The organism is Clostridia bacterium (assembly GCA_017620395.1).
Classification (GTDB): domain Bacteria; phylum Bacillota; class Clostridia; order Oscillospirales; family RGIG8002; genus RGIG8002.
Genome location: JAFZQJ010000022.1, coordinates 127,979 through 146,403, shown reverse-complemented (window position 1 = coordinate 146,403; position 18,425 = coordinate 127,979). Strand labels below are relative to the sequence as shown.

Genomic DNA, 18,425 nt, shown 5'->3' with positions numbered 1-18,425 from the left:
ATGAAGACGCCCGCAAGTGGGCTAACGAAGAAATGAAGACGCTTCGCTAATGAAGAAACTCGAATTCAACGGTTTTCTTCAAGCGGGCGGCTTCGCTTCATTAGGCAACGCAGTTGCCGTCTTCATTAGGGCATAGCCGTCTTCATTAGTGAGCGAAGCGAACGTTTTCATTATACCGGTTGAACACGAAAAAGCAGACTGATTTTGTTCTCAGTCTGCTTTTCTTAAGTTCGCACTTACTCACCACTCGAACGTGAGGTGAAAAAACTTCCTTATCACGGTCGGGCGTTTCGCCTGCTCCGGTTCTGCATATACTTTATCATTCCGCCGACGGAAGCTCGAACCAGAAGGTCGTGCCGACGCCGATGGTGCTGTCTACGCCGTATAGGGCGTGGTGCGCGTCGAGGATGCTCTTGACAATCGCGAGGCCGAGGCCGGTGCCGACTATCTTTCTGACGCCGGCTTCGCCCTTGTAGTAGCGGTCGAAAATGCGCGGGAGGTCCTCCTTGGAGATGCCGCTGCCGGTGTCGGTGACCGAGAAATGCACCGTTTCGCTGTCTTTTTCGGCGCGGAGAGTTATCCTTCCGCCAGCCTTCGTGTGGTTGAAGGCGTTGTTGATGAGGTTGTAAAATACCTGTTCCAGCCGCGGCAGATCGCCGATGGCGGCGAGCTCTTCCGGACATTCGCTCACGGTCTCTATCCCGCTTTTCGCGCTCAGGTCATCGTAGCGCGAGATGATATCCGCAAACGCCCTGCCGACGTTGAAGGGCGCCGGCGAAACGGTTATCGAACCCGCCTGCAGCTTCGACAGGTCGAGCATATCGCTGACGATCCGGTCGAGGCGTTCGGTCTCGTCGATGATTATTCCGAGCTGGCGTTCGCGTTTCTCCTTATTGTCGCCGGTAACGTCGCGGAGCGTTTCCGCGTATCCTCTTATGAGGCTGAGCGGAGTGCGCAGGTCGTGCGAAACGTTGGCGATCAGATCCTTGCGCAGCTCGTCCGTCTTGGAAAGCTCGCCGGCCATGTAGTTGACCGACTCCGCGAGCGAACCGATCTCGTCGCTCGAACTGACGTCGAGCTTGACGGAATAGTCGCCCTCCGCGATGCGCCGCGTCGCCTTCTCGATGTGGAGTATCGGCTTGGTCAGCGTGCGCGAGATTATGAACGAAATGACCAGCGCGAGCGCGAGCAGCACTACGGTGGTTATGATAAGTTGTTTTTGCAGTATGTTTACGGTCGTGCCGACCGGCGCGAGCGAAACGCTTATCATCAGCGCGCCGTAGCTGCCGTCGGAGTTGCGATAGGGGATGCCGCGTATCGCGACGTCGGCCTTGAACTTCGGATGCGTCGTTGTGCCGGTGTACTCCTTGCCTGACAGCGTCGTCAGCACTGCTTCGCGGAATACGCTGTCCGGCGCGAGGGAGGACGGCGTCGGGTTGAGCGATTCGGAATTGTAAATGCAGAGGCTCTGAGTGACGTATACCTGCACCGAGAGGTTTTTGGTGTACGCCAGGGAAGAGGCGCGGCTCATGAACTCGTCCGACTCGCTGCGTGACAGACAATCGGCGAGGTATTCCGCGTCTTCATTGACCTGCGAGAGTATCTCGTCGGCGTAGAAGCTTTGGAGGCTCGCTACCTGAAACACCCACAGCAGCACCAGCATACCGGCTATCAGCGCGGTCATACCGGCCCAGAACTTCAGCGCAAGACCCTTCATTATTTAGTGTTACCCGTCTCGAACTTGTAGCCCGTTCCCCAGACGGTGACTATGTAGGAACGGTAGTTTTTCAGACTGTCGCGCAGCATCTTGATATGCGTGTCCACGGTGCGCTCGTCGCCGTAGAAGTCGTAGCCCCACACCTTCGAGAGCAGCTGTTCGCGAGTGAAGACGTAGTGCTCGTTGTGCGCGAAGAAGCTGAGCAGCTCGAACTCCTTGGGCGTAAGCGAGATAAGCTCGCCGTCGACGTAGACGTTGCGGGAGAAGTACTCTATCTTCAGCCCGCCGAAGACGTCGACCTCCTTGCCGGAGTCGTCGGACTTGTCGGTTTCGGATCTGCGGATGATCGCCTTCATGCGGGCGAGCAGCTCCTTCGGGGAGAAGGGCTTGATCATATAGTCGTCCGCGCCGAGCTCGAAGCCGAAGAGCTTGTCGTATTCCTCGCCTCTGGCGGTGAGCATGATTACCGGCAGGTTGGAGGTCTCGCGCAGCTTGCGGAGCACCGTCCAGCCGTTGGCTTTCGGCATCATGACGTCGAGCAGGAGCAGGTCGTATTTGTTCTTCGCCAGCAGGTCGAGCGCCTCCTCGCCGTCGGCGGCCTCGTCGACGGAGAAACCGTCGAGGCTGACGTACTCCTTGACCATATCCCTTATGCCTTCTTCATCGTCCGCGATGAGGATCCTTTTGTCTTCCATATCAAAGCTCCTTTCCGCCGCACAAGCGGCAAACGGTTCAGAGTTATTCTTCACCATCGTGTATTATAACTTATTTTGTGTCTTTTGTGAAGAGGTTTTGCAAATATATAGACAAATTTTTGATAGTTTGTCACAAATAGGTGTGCAAGTAGACGATTTTTGAGCGGTTTTCGGAAAAAATAATTGCAAACAACGGGGAAAAGTAATATAATTGCAATATTCAATACATTAAAGCGATAAAGGGCGAATACTTATGCTGAACATCAACGAACTCTGGGAAAAATACGCGGCGTTCAAGGCGATGGATCTCTCGCTGAATATGTCGAGAGGCGTGCCCGCGCCGGAGCAGCTCGCGGTCTCGCAGGAAATGCTTACCAACCTCGCGACCGCGAAGGACTGCCGCACCGACGGGATCGACTGCCGCAGCTACGGACTGCTGACCGGCATTCCGGCGGCGAAGCGCCTTTTCGCCGAAATGCTGAACGTCAACAGCGATAACATCATCATCGGCGGCAACTCCAGTTTGAACATGATGTACGACGCCATCTCCCGCGCCTGGTGCTTCGGCGTCCTCGGCGGCGTGCCGTGGGGGAGACTTGACGAAGTCAAGTTCCTCTGTCCCGTGCCGGGCTACGACAGGCACTTCGCCATCTGCGAGCTTTTCGGGATAAAGATGATAAACGTCGATATGACACCGACCGGCCCCGATATGGACTCTATCGAGAAGCTCGTATCCTCCGACCCCGCGATAAAGGGCATCTGGTGCGTGCCGAAATACTCTAATCCCGACGGCACTACCTACTCGGACGAGACCGTCCGCCGCTTCGCCGCGCTGAAGCCAGCGGCGCCGGACTTCCGCATATTCTGGGACGACGCCTACTGCATCCACGATCTCTACGACGAGGGTGATAAGCTGCTCGACCTGCAGAGCGAGTGCGAGAAGGCGGGCAACCCCGACCTTGCTTACATCTTCGGCTCGACGTCGAAGATAAGCTTCCCCGGCAGCGGCGTCGCGGCGTTCGCCTCCAGCGAGCGCAACATAAAGGACGCCGAGCGCATCATCTCGCGTCAGACGATAGGCCCCGACAAGCTCAACCAGCTGCGCCACGTCAGATTCTTCCGCGACATAGAGGGTATGCGCGAGCATATGAGAAAGCACGCCGCGCTGATCCGCCCGAAGTTCGAGGCGGCGATAGAGGTGCTGCGACGCGAGTTCGCGGACTGCCCCGAGGCGGCGAGCTGGAACGAGCCGCGCGGCGGCTACTTCATCTCGCTGAACACCGCTGACGGCTGCGCCGGCAGGGCGTTCGACCTCGCCTCCGAAGCGGGAGTCAAGCTGACGAACGTCGGCGCGACATTCCCGTACCGCAAGGACCCGCGCGACCGCAACATCCGTATCGCGCCGACCTATCCGAGCGTGGAGGAGCTCCGCACCGCGATCGAGCTGCTTTCCGTCTGCATCAAGATCGCCTATTGCGAAAAGTATTGCTGAAAATAAAGTGGAAAAAACGGGAACGCGATCGCGTTCCCGTTTTTGTTTGCTTTATTCTTTACAGCGCGGCGTCGTCGGAGACAAGCGCACTGTCGGCGTTTTCGCCGCGTTTGATTTTCAGCTGTTCGACTCCGGCGTCGAGCGCGATGAGCTTCAGGGAATTGTCTATCTTATAGACCTCCTTGTGCAGCTCGTCGAGGCGCAGGCTGATCTCGCCGACGTTGCCCTCGACCTTGCGGAGCATTTCCGCCATGGCGTGCTTCATGCCTTCGACGTCGGAAATGAAGCTCTCGACCTTGTGGTGCAGGCCGTTGATCTCCTCCTCTGCGTCGCGAATCTTGCCGACGGCCTGATCGCGCGCGGAATCCATGATCAGCTGCGCGTTCTTGCGGGCGTCGATGATCGCGTCGGCGATCTTTTCCTTTTCCTCGCGTACCTTTTCGGCGTCTTTCTCGCCGGAGGATATCTGAGACTTGAGTCTGTTGTTCTCGACCTCGAGCAGAACGGCCTTGCGGCGGAGCTCACTCGCTTCGCTGCGGGCGGCTTCGCGTTCCGCCTTCGTTTTTTCAGCGGCGTCCTGAGCCTTCGCGCAGGCTTCCTCGAGCGCGGATATGCGCGCAGAGAAGTCTTCGACCTGCTCGGCGAGCGCTTCGCGCGAGGAGGTGAGCTCGGTGATCCTGCCGTTGAGCTCCGTTTCGACCGCTTTGTACTTGCGGCTGAGCGCGTCTATATAGGTGAGAACGTCGTTTTTGTTGAAGCCTCCGAACGCTGAGGTGCGCATTTTGATATTACCGTCCACTGCGTTTTCCTCCGATCCTCCCGTGCGTTTAAGGGCGGTGAAACTCATCGTTGCCGCCGGCGGGTTTATATATGATAACACGCGCTCGGGAAAAATTCAATATAAAATTTTGTAAAAAATGAAAAAATCCTGCCGACGTGACGGGCGAACGGTCGAAAAGCGGGGAAAGGGCGAGTGAATCGGGGATAAGCCGAGTTCCGAACGGCCGCTTCACGCCCGCGGTTTGCAAAATAACGGAGGTCGCACGGAAACACGAGCTTTTATCGCCGAAAAAGTGAAATAATATCTTGCATTGACGGCGCTTTTGTGGTAATATAATCCTGTATATAAAATGGAAGGATATGCGTATCATGCTGCTTTTCAACACGCTTACGAACAAAAAAGAGGAATTCGTGCCGATAACTCCCGGCGAGGTGAAGATGTACGCCTGCGGGCCGACCGTCTATAACTATTTCCACATCGGCAACGCGAGAGTGTTCGTCGTATTCGACACGCTCCGCAACTTCTTCGAGTATATGGGCTACAAGGTCAAGTTCGTGCAGAACTTCACCGACATCGACGACAAGATCATCAACGCCGCGAATAAGGAGGGCGTGCCTGCGAAGGACTACGCCGAGCGCTTCATCGCGGAGTACTACACCGACGCCAAGGGGCTGGGCGTACGTCCGGCTTCGGTGCATCCGCGCGCGACGGAGCATATCGACGTCATCATCGACATAGTCAAAACGCTGGTCGACAAGGGCTACGCCTACGAATCGAACGGCGACGTCTACTTTTCCACCAAGAAATTCGGCGGATACGGCAAGCTTTCACATCAGCCGCTTGAGGAGCTGGAGGCGGGCGCGCGCATCGAAGTCAGCGACGTCAAGCGCGACCCGATGGACTTCGCGCTGTGGAAAGCCGCCAAGGAGGGCGAGCCCTACTTCGACTCCCCCTGGGGCAATGGCAGGCCGGGCTGGCACATCGAGTGCTCCGCCATGTGCAAAAAGCACCTCGGCGAAACGATAGACATACACGCGGGCGGCAAGGATCTGATTTTCCCGCACCACGAGAACGAGATCGCGCAGAGCGAATGCGCCAACGGCGCCGACTTCGCGCACTACTGGCTGCACAACGGCTACATAAACGTCGACAACGCGAAGATGAGCAAGTCGAAGGGCAACTTCTTCACCGTACGCGACATCGCGGAAAAGTTCGGCTACGGCCCGATCCGTATGTTCCTGCTCTCCGCGCACTACCGCAGCCCGATAAACTACTCCGTCGATATCCTCGAGCAGGCGGCCGCGAGTCTCAAGCGCATAAACAACTGCCGCGGCGACCTGCGCTTCCGTATTGAATCCGCGCCGGAGGGCGCCGAGGATACCGCCGCCGAAGCGAAGTGGGCGGAGCGCAAGGCCGCCTTCATCGCCGCGATGGAGGACGACCTGAACACCGCCGACGCGCTCGCCGCCGTCTTCGACCTCGTGCGCGATCTTAACACCTACCTCGCGGGCGAGCCGGAGAAGGCAACGCTCAAGCACGGGCTCGCGCTGCTGAACGAGCTCTGCGGAGTCCTCGGCTTCGCCGACGAAGCGAATCAGGGCATCGACGCGGAGATCGAGGCGCTCATCGCGCAGCGCACCGAGGCGAAAAAGAATAAGAACTACGCCGAAGCCGACCGCATCCGCGACGAGCTGAAGGCTAAGGGAATAATCCTCGAGGACACGCCGCAGGGCGTGAAGTGGAAAAGGGCATGAGCGAGCATTACTTTTCCTCCGAGCCGACGAGCGCGTCCCGTCCGCGCAGCTTCGAGCTGACCGTCGGCGGCGTATCCGTGCGCTTCAACAGCGACGCCGGCGTCTTTTCCGCCGACAGGGTGGACAGGGGCAGCCGCGTGCTGCTCGAGGCGCTGCTGCGCTTCCGCGAATGGGACGGCGCACGCGTACTCGATCTCGGCTGCGGCTACGGCGCGATAGGCGTGACGCTCGCTAAGGCGGGCGCCTCCGTCGTCATGTGCGACGTCAACGAACGCGCTCTCGCGCTCTGCCGCGAAAACGTCCGTCTGAACGGAGTTTCCGCCGTGTGCGCGGAGTCCGACGCGGGCGATGGGATGGAAGGCCCGTTCGACGCCGTCGTCACGAACCCGCCCATCCGCGCCGGCAAGAAGACCGTATACGCCTTCTTCGACAACGCCTTCGGGCTGCTGAAGGCGGGGGGAGAGCTGTTCGTTGTCATACGCAGACAGCAGGGCGCCGAGAGCGCGGAGAAGCACATCCGTGTGCTTTTCGGCAACTGCGAAACTATAGAAAAAGAAGCGGGTTACCGCGTTTTACATTCAGTCAAAGGGTGAGGAAGTTGGAATTCGTACAGTTACTTTACAATCCTACCGCGGGCAAGCGCAGAAAGTCCCGCAAGTTTATTGAACAGCTCGTCTACCTGCTCGCGCAGGAGCGGGAGCACGTCCGCGTTTATCCCAGCAAGGAGAAGGGCGATCTGACGCGGTTTTTCGACACGTTTGATCCTGAGGGGTGCAAGGCGATCTTCATCCTCGGCGGCGACGGAACGATCAACGAGGTCGTCAACGGCATGATGAATCACTCCGTCGACGTGCCGGTCTTCGTCTGCCCGATAGGCACGGCGAACGACTTCGCCTACTACCTCGGCGTGAAGCCGAAGGCGAAAAAGTGCGTGGAGCTCTACAAGGCGGGCAAACTCGGAGGCATCGACGTAGGCGTCGCCAACGATCAGTATTTCATCAACATCTGCGGCGCCGGACTTTTCATGAACAGCACAATGGAGTTCGACCCCGCCAAAAAGGCGAAGTGGGGCAAGCTCGCTTACTACGCCAAGGGCGTGTCGATGGTCAAGCTGCTTAAGCACTATCGCCTGCGCGTAGTCGCGGAGGAGACCGAGATCGAGGACGATTTCTTCTTCTTCATCGCGATGAACGGAGTCAGCACCGGAGGGCTTAAAAAGATCGCCTGTGACGCCGTCGCGGACGACGGACTGCTCGACTTCGTCGGCGTAAAGTACATAAAGTTCCGCAGCGTCGTGCCGCTCTTCATCAAGCTGCTGCTCGGCAGACACCTTCACAACAAGAACGTCGTCTACTTCCGCACGAAGCAGCTTTACGTCGAAGCGGTCAACCACGACTGGGTTTTCGGCCACGCCGACATGGACGGCCAGCACGGTCCCGACCTGCCGATGAATATCTCGGTAATACCGAAGGCGCTGCGCTTTTTTATCAAATAGATTGTCCGATGAAAAAAAAACTTGAAAAACTTGACAACTTATATTATAATATTTCTTGATGTGCATTTTGCGTTCAGTGAAACGCATTTACAACATATTGAAAGGGGATCCAAATGAAAACTTATCCTGCCGAAAAGATCAGAAACGTCGTATTCCTCGGACACGGCAGCAAGGGCAAGACTTCTCTTATCGAAGCCATGCTTTATCTTGCGAAGGTCACCGAGCGCCTCGGAAAGGTGGACGACGGCAACTCCAACCTCGACTTCGATCCCGAGGAATCCAGAAGAAAGATATCCATCTCGCTTTCACTCGCCTCCTTTGACTGGAACGGGACCAAGATCAACGCGATCGACACTCCCGGTTACTTCGACTTTGAGGGCGAAGCCATCAGCGGCGCCGCCGCCGCGGACGCCGCGGTCATCGTTCTGACCGCCGACAACGCCGACACCGTCGGCACCTACAAGGCGATGAAGCTCTGCAAGAAGAACGGCCTCGCCCGTATGTTCTTCATCAACCGCGTCGACGACGAGAACGCGAACTTCTACGAAACCCTCGACAAGCTGCACGAGATCTACGGCAGCGAGGTCATTCCGGTCATCCTGCCCGCGATAAAGGACAGAAAGCTCGAGTGCTTTGTCAACCTGCTCGACAACGAGGCGTACACCTTCGAGAACGGCGTCGAGAAAAAGGTTCCGGTTCCGGATTACATGGCCGAGCGCATCGAGCATTACAAAGAAGTCATCAACGAGAGCGTCGCCGAAGTCAGCGAAGAACTGATGGAGAAGTACTTCTCCGGCGAAGCCTTCACCGAGGCCGAGATCAAGGACGGCATCGCCAAGGGCATAGTCAACGGCTCCATCAGCCCGGTCTATCCCGGCGTCGCGCTTACGCTGACCGGCATCGTTCCGCTGCTTGACGGCATCACCCACATGCTTCCGTCGCCCGTTGATACCAAGAAGGTCGAATCCGGCGCTCCCGTCGCCCAGATCTTCAAGACCGTAGCCGACGACTTCGTCGGAAAGGTCTCCTACTTCCGCGTTTACTCCGGCGAGATCAAACCGGATATGACGGTATACAATCCGCGCGCGAACACGACCGAAAAGATCGCCCACGTTTACAATATCGTCGGCAAGAAGCAGATCGAGGTCGACACCATCCCCGCCGGCGACATCGGCGCGGTAACGAAGATGGCCTCCGCCTCCACCTGCGACACCCTCTGCACGCAGAGCAACGAGACCGTCATGCCGGTCTTCGATTTCCCGAAGCCCTGCCTCTCCAAAGCCATCGCTCCCAAGGCGAAGGGCGATGAAGAAAAGATCGCTTCCGGCCTCCGCAAGCTGATGGAAGAGGATCCCACCATCTCCTTCGAGAACAACGCCGAAACGAAGCAGCAGATCATCAGCGGCATGGGCGAAACTCAGCTCGACGTTATCGTTTCCAAGCTGAAGAACAGCAAGTCCAGCGTTTCCGTCGATCTTAAGGACGCGAAGGTGCCTTACCGTGAGAAGATCCGCAAGAAGGTCGAAGTTCAGGGCAGACACAAGAAGCAGTCCGGCGGCCACGGCCAGTTCGGCGACGTGTGGATCCGCTTCGAGCCCTGCGAGGGCGACGAAATGATCTTTGAAGAGGAAGTATTCGGCGGCTCCGTCCCGAAGAACTTCTTCCCCGCGGTCGAGAAGGGCCTGCGCGACAGCGTGACCAAGGGCGTACTCGCCGGCTACCCGGTCGTCGGCCTGAAGGCCACCCTGTACGATGGCTCCTACCATCCCGTCGACTCTTCCGAAATGGCGTTCAAGATCGCCGCTAACCTCGCTTACAAAGAGGGTATGGCGAAGGCGTCTCCGGTCCTGCTCGAGCCCATCGCGAATCTCAAGGTCGTCGTTCCGAGCGACATGATGGGCGACGTCATGGGCGACGTCAGCAAGCGCCGCGGCAGGATCCTCGGCATGAACCCCGCCGAAGAGAAGGGCATGCAGATCGTCGAAGCCGAAGTCCCGATGGCCGAGATGAGCGACTACGCGATCTTCCTGCGTTCCCTCACTCAGGGCAAGGGCTGGTTCGAGCAGAAGTTCGAGCGCTACGACGAAGCTCCCGCCAACGAGGCGCAGAAGGTCATCGACGCCGCCGCGAAGGAGAACGAGGAGTAATCCCGCTGATATTGCCGCAAGGCATTTCATAAAGAAAAGAAACAGTTAGACACGGAGGTGTAAATTATGATCAGAACGTACCAGCCCAAGAAGCTGCAGCGCCAGAAGGAGCACGGCTTCCGCAAGAGAATGGCCACCAAGAACGGCAGAAAGGTCCTTGCCCGCCGCAGAGCGAAGGGCAGAGCCAGACTGAGCTACTGATTTATCAATGAAGCTTTTGACTCTGAAGCAGAACGCGGAGTTCCGCAGACTGTATTATCGCGGCAAAAGCGCGTCGGATAACGCGGTTGCGGTCTATGCGAAGAAAAACCGCACGGACCGTAACCGCATCGGCATAACCGTTTCCGTGAAAATCGGGAACGCCGTTACCCGCACACGCGCGCGCCGCGTCATCAGAGAAGGCTACCGGTCGGTGGAACACCGCCTGCCGCAGGGTTACGACTTCGTTTTCGTCGCCCGCGGCAGAACGCCGCGTATGAAGTCGGGCGAAGTCGGGGAAGCTATCTGCGAGCTCGTTGAGCGCCTGGGGTTGAAATGATGAAACGCTGTTTTCTCGCGCTGATAAAGTTTTATCAAAAGCATATCTCACCGCACACGCAGCCGCACTGCAGGTTTTACCCGACCTGTTCCGCCTACGCATACGAGGCGATAACGAAATACGGCGCGCTGAAGGGCGGATGGCTCGCGTTCAAGCGGCTTCTCCGCTGCAACCCGTTTTCGAAGAAATACTACGACCCCGTACCGTAACGGTACGCAGGAGGAACACAAGTGTTTAGTATCATTGCGATACCCTTCGGGTATCTGATGAGAGGGCTGTATTATATATTCAGTAACTACGCCCTTTCTATTATCTTCTTTACCATCATTATCCGCCTGCTGCTCCTGCCGCTTTCGATAAAGCAGCAGAAGAGCCAGACCATGATGGCGAGGATGCGCCCGTTTGAAAACAAAATACGCCAGAAGTACAAGAGCGATCCGATGAAGGCGAGGGAAGAGATCAACGCGCTCTATCAGTCCGAAGGCTATTCGCCTTATTCCGGCTGTCTCACCGCGCTGATCCAGCTGCCGATATTCATCGGACTTTACGAAGTCATCCGCTACCCGCTGCACTACATCGCCGGCGTCGCGAACGACCTTATCAACGCGCTTCCTGCGGTCGAAGGCGTCAGCACGCTCGATATGTACTACGCCGGCCTTCCGCAGGCGAGCTGGAACGCCGCCGACTTCGCGAAGATCTCCGGCGACTCGCTCTTCGGCCTGCCGCTGAACCTGAAGCTTTTCGGGCTCGACCTGACGCAGACCGCGTCCTTCGGGCAGATTTCGGTTTACTGGCTTTTCCCGCTGCTTTCCGGTCTCACCGCGCTACTGATGCAGCTGATCACGATGAAGATCAACCAGCGTAACGCCGGCGGCGAGAAGCAGCCCGGTATGGGAATGATGCTGTTCATGCCTATCTTTTCGGTAGTCATCGGCTTTTCCGTACCGTCCGCGCTCGTTTTCTATTGGTGCGTATCCAACGTCGTCCTCACCGTCCAGACCATCATCCTCGGCAGGTACTACACCGTCGAGCGCGTGATGCGTATCCGCGCCAAAAAGAAGGCCAAAAAGGGCGAAGCGATAACGAGAGAAGAAGCTAACATCCTTATCAAAAACGAAGACTATACCGTCGAGGAGGTCGGCCCCAAGAGCGCGAAGGAACTCAAGGAAGAAGCCAAGCGCAAACTCGCCGAAGCCCGCCGCAGGGAAGAGGAAGAGTGGAGACGGTGATTTCCGCGACGTGATAATTGCCGTCCGATGACGGCGGAACGGAGTATTAACAATGAGAATCGAAGCTACCGGGACCGGTAAGACCATAGATGACGCCATCCGCGCCGCCTGCGAAAAACTGGGCAGGGACAGAGACGACGTTGAAGTAGAGGTCATCACCGCACCCACCAAGAAGGTGCTGGGCTTTATGGGCGGCACTAACGCCGAGGTCGTCGCGTTCTACGACGACGGCAGACCCGAAGAAGTCGAAGCCGAAGAAGCGCCGGCGGCTGCTCCCGTTATCGAGGAGCCCGCGCCGGAGAAGAAAGAGAAGAAGCTCTCCCGCAGAGAGCGCAAAGAGGAAGCCGCCGAAGCGGCTCCCGAAGAGTCCGCGCCCGCGCCCGCGCCCGTGAAGAGCGACGCGCCCGCCGGCAGCAAGCAGGAGAGGGCGGAGGCCTTCCTCGCGAAGATCCTTCCCTACATATCCTCCAAGCCTGTTGAGATCAAGAGCGAACAGACCGAAGACGGCGTCCGCATCAACATCGAGGGCGACGACATCAACTCCATCATCGGCCGCCGCGGCGAAACGCTCGACGCGCTGCAGTACTTGACCGGCATCGTCTCCGCCAAGAGCGGCGAGAAGCATATGCGCGTCTACATCGACACGGGCAGCTACCGCGCCCGCAGGGAAGAGACGCTCGAACGCCTCGCGAAGAAGTACGCCGAGCGCGTCCGCAAGACCGGCAGAAGCCTGACCCTCGAGCCGATGAGCCCGAATGAGAGACGCATCGTGCACATGGTCATCCAGGAGATCGACGGCCTCGAGTCCTACTCCAAAGGCGAAGGCAGCGCCCGCCGCGTCGTCATCGCGCTGAAGAGATAAGCGTCGAAGCCGCTCCATAGAGGCGATCTGATCACCCGCGCAATTATGCAGAAACTTAAAAACCGCGCCCTCACGGGCGCGGTTTTTGCGTCGGCTCTGTTTTATAAATAAAAAATATACATTTTTTGAGAAAAAGTATTCCTTTTTGCAGACGGATAGTGTATAATCTAATATGTATATATGCAGCTATCAGGTAAAAAGGGAGAATACGTATGAGCAGAACGAAAGCGCGCCGCACGGCGTTTGAAATGATATTCGAATACGGCTTCGGCAAGCACACGGCGGAGGATATCCTCGCTGTGCGCCGCGGCGAAGAGCAGGAACTTGACGACCACTCCGTCGCTATGCTCGTCGCCTGCGAAAACAGACGCGCCGAGATCGACGCGCTGATAGAGAAATACGCCGTCGGCTGGACGGTGCAGCGTATGTCGTCCGTGACGGTAGCGGCGCTTCGCCTCGCAGTCTGCGAGCTTCTCTGCGCGGACGACGTTCCGACGAGCGTCACCGTCAACGAGGCGGTCGAGCTCGCCAAGCAGTACGAGGGCACGGAGTGCTCCGCCTTCGTCAACGGCATACTCGGCTCTATAGTGCGCGAACTGCCTCCGAAGGCTGCGGACGCGAAGTCTGAAGAGTCGGAAGAAGAGAAAGCGGAAGAATGAAATACTATCTCGGAATAGACACGAGCAACTACACCACCTCCGCCGCGGCATACCTTGAGGACGGCGTTATGATAAGCGAAAAGAAGCTGCTGCCCGTCGCCGCCGGCGAAAAGGGGTTGCGTCAGAACGACGCGGTATTCCTGCACGTAAAGCAGCTGCCGGAGGTCGCGGAAAAGCTCTTCTCGCGCCTGCCGGAAGGCGCGGAGCTCGCGGGAGTCGGCGTTTCGACGCGTCCGCGCGACGCGGAGGGCTCGTATATGCCGTGCTTCCTCGTCGGCAGGACCTTTGCTCACGGCATCGCCGCGAGCCACGGCGCGCCGCTGAAGGAACTTTCGCATCAGGCGGGGCACATCGCCGCCGCGCTTTACGGAGCCGGCAGGGTAGACCTGCTCGCGTCCGACTTCATCTCGTTTCACGTTTCCGGAGGCACGACCGAGGGGCTTTTCGTCAAGAGCTCACGCGGCGGCGTCTCCGTGGATATAGTTTCAAAAACGCTCGATATCAGCGCGGGCCAGCTCATCGACAGGATAGGCGTGCGGCTCGGCTTCGGCTTCCCCGCGGGCGCCGAAATGGATAAGCTCGCGCTCGCGCACGCCGGCGACGTTTCCGCGAAGCCTGTGCTGAAGGGCAGCGACTGCTGTCTTTCCGGCGTCGAGAACGTCTGCGCCCGTCTGCTCGACGAAGGCGCGGCGCCCGAATACGTAGCGGCATACTGCTTCGGCTACGTCGCGGAGATGCTCGTGCGCGTTTCGGCGCGGCTGCGCGAAGAGCGCGGCGGCGTGCCGGTACTTTTCGCGGGCGGGGTAATGTCGAGCGAATATATCAGGAATTACGTCTCCGCGCGGGTGGAGAACGCGATCTTCACCAAGCCGGAGTTTTCGTCGGATAACGCCGCCGGAACGGCGTTTCTCGCCGCCGCGCTGTGCGGTCTGAAAGGGGAGTGAAGCGATGCCCGAACGCAATATCATAACCGTTTCCGCGCTGAATAAGTACGTAAAGCAGATAATCGACGCGGAGGATATACTCAATTCCGTCTGGGTGCGCGGCGAGCTTTCCAACTTCATCCACCACCGCAGCGGACATATGTATATGACGCTCAAGGACGAGAACTCGCTGATCAAGACGGTCATGTTTAAGGGCAGCGCCGACAAGCTGACCTTTGAGCCGCAGAGCGGCATGAAGGTCGTAGTCCACGGGCGCGTCAGCGTCTTCGAACGCGACGGGGCGTATCAGCTCTATATCGACGATATGATCCCGGACGGCTTCGGCGCGCTGAATATCGCCTACGAGCAGCTTAAGGAAGAACTGCGGCAGGCGGGACTTTTCGACGAGGCGAAAAAGAAGAAACTCCCGCGCCTGCCGAACAAGATCGGCATAGTGACCTCGCCGACGGGTGCGGCGATCCGCGACATGATAAACATCCTCGGCAGGCGGTATCCGCTCGCCGAAATCATACTTTACCCCGCGCTGGTGCAGGGCGAGGACGCGCCGCCGACGATCATACGCGGCATCGAATACTTCAACTCCGGCGCGGAGCCCGTCGACGTCATCATCATCGGGCGCGGCGGAGGCTCGATAGAAGACCTCTGGGCGTTCAACTCAAAGGAGCTCGCCTACGCGATCGCTGCGAGCGACACGCCGGTAATTTCGGCCGTCGGGCACGAGACCGACTTCACGATCGCCGACTTCGTCGCGGACCTGCGCGCGCCGACGCCTTCGGCGGCCGCCGAGCTTGCCGTGCCGAACGCCGCCGATATGCTGACGTGGTTCGACGGCTGCGAAAAGCGCATGTGCGCGGCGATGGGCAAGCGCGTCGAGCTCTGCCGCAAGCGGCTTAACGAGTTGAAGTCCCGCCGCTGCATGGAGAGCCCGATGTATCAGGTCGATCAGCGCCGCATGAATCTCGACTACGCCGTCAAGGCGTTCGCGTCGGCTATGAAGCTCCGCACGGAGCAGGCGCGCAAGCGCCTTTCTGAAGCGGCCGCGTCGCTCAATGCGATGAGCCCGCTGAACGTGCTCGCGCGCGGCTACTCAATATCCGAGAAAGAGGGCAGACCCCTCCGCTCGGCGAAGGAGCTTTCCGCGGGTGACGCGATCACAGTGCTTCTCAGGGACGGCAGCGCCGGCTGCCGAGTAGAGACGGTAGTTGAAAAGGATATTATTTCCGGAGGAGAAAAGATATGAGCGACATCAGTTTTGAAACCGCGATAAAGCAGCTTGACGATATCGTCAGATCGCTTGAAAACGGCGATATCCCGCTGGACGAGGCGCTTGCGCTCTTTGAAAAAGGCGTGAAGCTGACCGAGGTCTGCACCGCGAAACTCAACGCCGCCGAGAAGCAGATAAAGCTGCTCGTCAAGGACGGCGACGGCATGAAAAAAGAGGACTTCACCGCCAATGAATGACGCGACTTTCAGCGAAAAATACGCCGAGTACGTCTCCATAGCGGAGGCGCGTCTGCGCGCCTGCGCCGGCTCCGGCTCGGCGCTTGAGGAAGCGATGGGCTACACGCTATTCTCGGACGGCAAGCGTGTGCGTCCCGCGCTTGCGCTTGCGGTCTGCGATATGCTCTGCGGCGAACCGGAAAAGGCGCTGCCTTACGCCGCCGCGATCGAGCTTATCCACACCTATTCGCTGATCCACGACGACCTGCCGTGCATGGACGACGACGACGAACGCAGGGGCAGACCGTCCTGCCACGTCGCCTTTGGAGAGGCGCTCGCGCTGCTTGCCGGAGACGGCCTGCTGACGAAGGCGTTTTCCGTCGCTTCGGAGGGCGGCAGCGCGGAAGCGGTGCTCGTTATCTCTGACTGCGCCTACGAAATGGCGCTCGGGCAGGCGGATGAATTCGTCAACATAGATGCCGATATTACGGTTGACAATATACTTGAAATCTACGCCCGCAAGACGGGCGCGCTGCTGGTCGCCGCCGCCGTCTGCGGAGGCATAGCCGCCGGAGCGGAAGGCGAAACGCTCGATAAGCTCCGCGCCTTCGCGCTGAATCTGGGGCTTGCGTTCCAGCTCCGCGACGACCTTCTCGACGCGGAAGGCGAGCAGAGTCTGCTCATCGCGGCCGCAGGAAGAGCCGCCGCGGAAAAACTCGCGGCTGAATACACTCAAAAAGCCGAAGACGCGCTCGCGGGCTTCGGGAACAACGATTTCCTTATGACGCTCACCGACAAATTACTTCACAGAAACAGATAGGACGAAAAATGCAGCTTTCGGACATTGCAAAACTGAATATGCCGAAGGCGGTGCGCGATATGAAGCCGGAGGAGCTGACCGCTCTCGCGGACGCGGTGCGCGAAGAGATAATCGCGACCGTTTCCAAAAACGGCGGACACCTCGCGTCGAGCCTCGGCTGTGTGGAGCTGACCGTCGCGCTGCTCAACGTCCTCGATCTGTCGAAAGACCACGTCGTTTGGGACGTCGGCCACCAGAGCTACGCGTACAAGATACTGACCGGCAGAGCCGAAAGTTTCGCCACGCTGCGCAAAAAGGACGGTCTTTCCGGCTTCCCGAAGCCGCGCGAGAGCGAATACGACGCCTACGCGACCGGACACAGCGGCAGCGGCGTTTCCGCCGCCTTCGGCATGGCGTCGGCAGACGCGCTGAACGGCAGCGACGCGAAGTCCGTCGTCGTCATCGGCGACGCGTCCTTCTCAAACGGGATGGTTTTCGAGGCGCTCAACAACATCGGCAACACGAAAAAGAATCTCATCATCATCCTCAACGACAACGGCCGTTCGATAGCGAAAAACCACGGCGCCTTCGCGCGATATCTCCTTCGCACGCGCACGAGGATGTCGTATTACAACACGAAGAAGCGCGTCGAGCGTTTCTTCAAGGCGCTGGGAATATTCGGCAGACCGTTCCTGGCGTTCCTAAACTGGATAAAGCGGATCTTGAGGGCGATGCTGCTGCCTAACACCATGTTCGAGAGCCTCGGCGTCGACTACCTCGGTCCCATCGACGGCCATAATATCGAAGACACCGTCGCGGTGCTGAAACGCGCCTATCGCATGAACAAACCGGTTCTCGTCCACGTCACGACAGTCAAGGGCAGGGGCTACGAGCCCGCCGCCTCCGAGCCGGAGGGCTTCCACGGAGTCTCCGGCTTTGACGTCGACACCGGCAAGGTCGCCGAGGGAACGGGCGAGACCTTCTCCGCGGCGTTCGGCGAAGCGCTGACCGCGCTCGCGGAAGCGGACGGCCGCGTCTGCGCCGTTACCGCCGCCATGACCGCGGGAACGGGGCTCAAGCCCTTCAAGGAGAAGTTCCCCGACAGGTTTTTCGACGTCGGCATAGCGGAGGAACACGGCGTTTCCTTCTGCTGCGGGCTTGCTGCCCGTGGCATGAAGCCGGTCTTCGCGGTGTACTCCGCGTTCCTGCAGCGCGCCTACGATCAGCTTCTGATCGAGGCCGCGTTCCAGAAGCTGCCGGTAGTGTTCGCCGTCGACAGAGCCGGAGTCGTCGGCGAGGACGGCGAAACACACCAAGGACTTTTCGACGCCGCGTATCTGACGGGCATCCCCGAAATGACCGTCTACGCGCCCGCGTTCCGCGATGAACTCACTGCGATGCTCGGCGAAGCGCTCGCGCTCGACGCGCCCTCCGCCGTCCGCTATCCGCGCGGCGGCGAAGGCGTCAGACCGGCGGGGTATTCCTATACCGGTGCGCCTTATGAATACGAGGAGCGTGGGAGCGTGCTCGCCGTGACCTACGGGCGCCTTTACTCAGAGCTGCGCGCCGCAATCGATTCCGAGAATCTCCCCGTATCGACGCTCAAGCTCAACAGGATCAAGCCGCTCGAGCTTCCCGACAGTATTATGAAATACGACAGGATCGTCTTCTTTGAAGAGGGAATAAAGACCGGCGGCGTCGCCGAACAGACGCTGGCGAAGCTGTCCGCGGCGGGCTGGAACGGAGAGTTCGTCATCCGCGCCGTCGACGACGCATTCGTTCCGCATTCCACCGTGAAAGAAGCGCTCGCCGCGCTCGGCCTCGACCGCGCCGGCATGGCGGCTTCTCTGAAGGAGATCATAGGCGGGTGATA

At 58.8% G+C, this 18,425-nt stretch carries 19 protein-coding genes; 16 read left to right on the top strand and 3 right to left on the bottom strand.

Going from position 1 to position 18,425, the window contains the following annotated elements:
• Positions 1-319: 319 nt before the first annotated feature.
• Positions 320-1,717 (bottom strand): HAMP domain-containing histidine kinase, encoded by a 1,398-nt coding sequence (locus J5441_04735; GenBank protein MBO4934461.1) that lies wholly within the window; start codon positions 1,715-1,717, stop codon positions 320-322.
• Entirely contained in the window at positions 1,717-2,412 is a 696-nt protein-coding gene (locus J5441_04730; protein ID MBO4934460.1) for a response regulator transcription factor, read from the bottom strand. Before J5441_04730 ends, J5441_04735 begins: the two co-directional genes overlap by 1 nt.
• A 253-nt stretch (positions 2,413-2,665) precedes the next feature.
• Here J5441_04730 and J5441_04725 point away from each other — a divergent pair, with 253 nt between their 5' ends.
• On the top strand, positions 2,666-3,904 hold the full coding sequence (locus tag J5441_04725; GenBank protein ID MBO4934459.1) for an aminotransferase class I/II-fold pyridoxal phosphate-dependent enzyme: 1,239 nt from the start codon (positions 2,666-2,668) through the stop codon (positions 3,902-3,904).
• A gap of 58 nt (positions 3,905-3,962) precedes the next feature.
• Here J5441_04725 and J5441_04720 read toward each other — a convergent pair whose 3' ends face one another.
• On the bottom strand, positions 3,963-4,703 hold the full coding sequence (locus tag J5441_04720; GenBank protein ID MBO4934458.1) for a hypothetical protein: 741 nt from the start codon (positions 4,701-4,703) through the stop codon (positions 3,963-3,965).
• Between the two features lie 350 nt (positions 4,704-5,053).
• Here J5441_04720 and J5441_04715 point away from each other — a divergent pair, with 350 nt between their 5' ends.
• The 15 genes from J5441_04715 to J5441_04645 all read left to right on the top strand — a co-directional run bounded on the left by J5441_04715 (position 5,054) and on the right by J5441_04645 (position 18,423).
• On the top strand, positions 5,054-6,439 hold the full coding sequence (locus J5441_04715; protein ID MBO4934457.1) for a cysteine--tRNA ligase: 1,386 nt from the start codon (positions 5,054-5,056) through the stop codon (positions 6,437-6,439).
• Complete coding sequence (locus J5441_04710; GenBank protein ID MBO4934456.1) at positions 6,436-7,032, top strand: class I SAM-dependent methyltransferase; 597 nt, start codon at positions 6,436-6,438, stop codon at positions 7,030-7,032. The genes J5441_04715 and J5441_04710 overlap by 4 nt, the downstream gene beginning before the upstream one ends.
• Before the next feature lie 5 nt (positions 7,033-7,037).
• On the top strand, positions 7,038-7,934 hold the full coding sequence (locus J5441_04705; protein ID MBO4934455.1) for a YegS/Rv2252/BmrU family lipid kinase: 897 nt from the start codon (positions 7,038-7,040) through the stop codon (positions 7,932-7,934).
• A gap of 113 nt (positions 7,935-8,047) precedes the next feature.
• A complete protein-coding gene (locus J5441_04700) occupies positions 8,048-10,081 on the top strand; it encodes an elongation factor G (protein MBO4934454.1) in 2,034 nt (677 codons plus the stop codon).
• Positions 10,082-10,147: 66 nt separating this feature from the next.
• Positions 10,148-10,282, top strand: coding sequence for a 50S ribosomal protein L34 (rpmH, locus tag J5441_04695; protein MBO4934453.1), 135 nt, complete (start codon positions 10,148-10,150; stop codon positions 10,280-10,282).
• 7 nt (positions 10,283-10,289) lie between these two features.
• Entirely contained in the window at positions 10,290-10,619 is a 330-nt protein-coding gene (rnpA, locus tag J5441_04690) for a ribonuclease P protein component (GenBank protein MBO4934452.1), read from the top strand.
• Positions 10,619-10,828: a membrane protein insertion efficiency factor YidD gene (gene yidD / locus J5441_04685; protein ID MBO4934451.1), complete on the top strand. Its 210-nt coding sequence runs from the start codon at positions 10,619-10,621 to the stop codon at positions 10,826-10,828. The genes rnpA and yidD overlap by 1 nt, the downstream gene beginning before the upstream one ends.
• Before the next feature lie 21 nt (positions 10,829-10,849).
• Positions 10,850-11,848: a membrane protein insertase YidC gene (locus J5441_04680; GenBank protein ID MBO4934450.1), complete on the top strand. Its 999-nt coding sequence runs from the start codon at positions 10,850-10,852 to the stop codon at positions 11,846-11,848.
• Between the two features lie 52 nt (positions 11,849-11,900).
• Positions 11,901-12,710 (top strand): Jag N-terminal domain-containing protein, encoded by an 810-nt coding sequence (locus J5441_04675; protein MBO4934449.1) that lies wholly within the window; start codon positions 11,901-11,903, stop codon positions 12,708-12,710.
• Positions 12,711-12,922: 212 nt separating this feature from the next.
• Positions 12,923-13,369, top strand: coding sequence for a transcription antitermination factor NusB (gene nusB, locus J5441_04670; protein ID MBO4934448.1), 447 nt, complete (start codon positions 12,923-12,925; stop codon positions 13,367-13,369).
• The gene (locus tag J5441_04665) at positions 13,366-14,313 is read left to right on the top strand and encodes a peptidase M22 (GenBank protein MBO4934447.1); all 948 of its coding nucleotides are present in this window, start codon (positions 13,366-13,368) and stop codon (positions 14,311-14,313) included. Before nusB ends, J5441_04665 begins: the two co-directional genes overlap by 4 nt.
• Positions 14,314-14,317: 4 nt before the next feature.
• Positions 14,318-15,553, top strand: a complete 1,236-nt coding sequence (locus J5441_04660; GenBank protein MBO4934446.1) for an exodeoxyribonuclease VII large subunit — start codon at positions 14,318-14,320, stop codon at positions 15,551-15,553.
• Positions 15,550-15,774, top strand: a complete 225-nt coding sequence (gene xseB / locus J5441_04655; protein MBO4934445.1) for an exodeoxyribonuclease VII small subunit — start codon at positions 15,550-15,552, stop codon at positions 15,772-15,774. Before J5441_04660 ends, xseB begins: the two co-directional genes overlap by 4 nt.
• On the top strand, positions 15,767-16,573 hold the full coding sequence (locus J5441_04650) for a polyprenyl synthetase family protein (GenBank protein MBO4934444.1): 807 nt from the start codon (positions 15,767-15,769) through the stop codon (positions 16,571-16,573). Before xseB ends, J5441_04650 begins: the two co-directional genes overlap by 8 nt.
• 8 nt (positions 16,574-16,581) lie before the next feature.
• Positions 16,582-18,423, top strand: a complete 1,842-nt coding sequence (locus J5441_04645) for a 1-deoxy-D-xylulose-5-phosphate synthase (GenBank protein MBO4934443.1) — start codon at positions 16,582-16,584, stop codon at positions 18,421-18,423.
• The last annotated feature ends 2 nt before the right edge of the window (positions 18,424-18,425 follow it).

Excerpts from the sequence above, each read along its gene's own strand:
- yidD (MBO4934451.1), top strand. The coding sequence starts at position 10,619 with ATGAAACGCTGTTTTCTCGCGCTGATAAAGTTTTATCAAAAGCATATC.
- J5441_04715 (MBO4934457.1), top strand. The coding sequence starts at position 5,054 with ATGCTGCTTTTCAACACGCTTACGAACAAAAAAGAGGAATTCGTGCCG.
- J5441_04700 (MBO4934454.1), top strand. The coding sequence starts at position 8,048 with ATGAAAACTTATCCTGCCGAAAAGATCAGAAACGTCGTATTCCTCGGA.
- J5441_04735 (MBO4934461.1), bottom strand. The coding sequence starts at position 1,717 with ATGAAGGGTCTTGCGCTGAAGTTCTGGGCCGGTATGACCGCGCTGATA.
- J5441_04650 (MBO4934444.1), top strand. The coding sequence starts at position 15,767 with ATGAATGACGCGACTTTCAGCGAAAAATACGCCGAGTACGTCTCCATA.
- J5441_04725 (MBO4934459.1), top strand. The coding sequence starts at position 2,666 with ATGCTGAACATCAACGAACTCTGGGAAAAATACGCGGCGTTCAAGGCG.
- J5441_04675 (MBO4934449.1), top strand. The coding sequence starts at position 11,901 with ATGAGAATCGAAGCTACCGGGACCGGTAAGACCATAGATGACGCCATC.
- rnpA (MBO4934452.1), top strand. The coding sequence starts at position 10,290 with ATGAAGCTTTTGACTCTGAAGCAGAACGCGGAGTTCCGCAGACTGTAT.
- rpmH (MBO4934453.1), top strand. The coding sequence starts at position 10,148 with ATGATCAGAACGTACCAGCCCAAGAAGCTGCAGCGCCAGAAGGAGCAC.
- nusB (MBO4934448.1), top strand. The coding sequence starts at position 12,923 with ATGAGCAGAACGAAAGCGCGCCGCACGGCGTTTGAAATGATATTCGAA.
- J5441_04660 (MBO4934446.1), top strand. The coding sequence starts at position 14,318 with ATGCCCGAACGCAATATCATAACCGTTTCCGCGCTGAATAAGTACGTA.
- xseB (MBO4934445.1), top strand. The coding sequence starts at position 15,550 with ATGAGCGACATCAGTTTTGAAACCGCGATAAAGCAGCTTGACGATATC.
- J5441_04730 (MBO4934460.1), bottom strand. The coding sequence starts at position 2,412 with ATGGAAGACAAAAGGATCCTCATCGCGGACGATGAAGAAGGCATAAGG.
- J5441_04710 (MBO4934456.1), top strand. The coding sequence starts at position 6,436 with ATGAGCGAGCATTACTTTTCCTCCGAGCCGACGAGCGCGTCCCGTCCG.
- J5441_04645 (MBO4934443.1), top strand. The coding sequence starts at position 16,582 with ATGCAGCTTTCGGACATTGCAAAACTGAATATGCCGAAGGCGGTGCGC.
- J5441_04665 (MBO4934447.1), top strand. The coding sequence starts at position 13,366 with ATGAAATACTATCTCGGAATAGACACGAGCAACTACACCACCTCCGCC.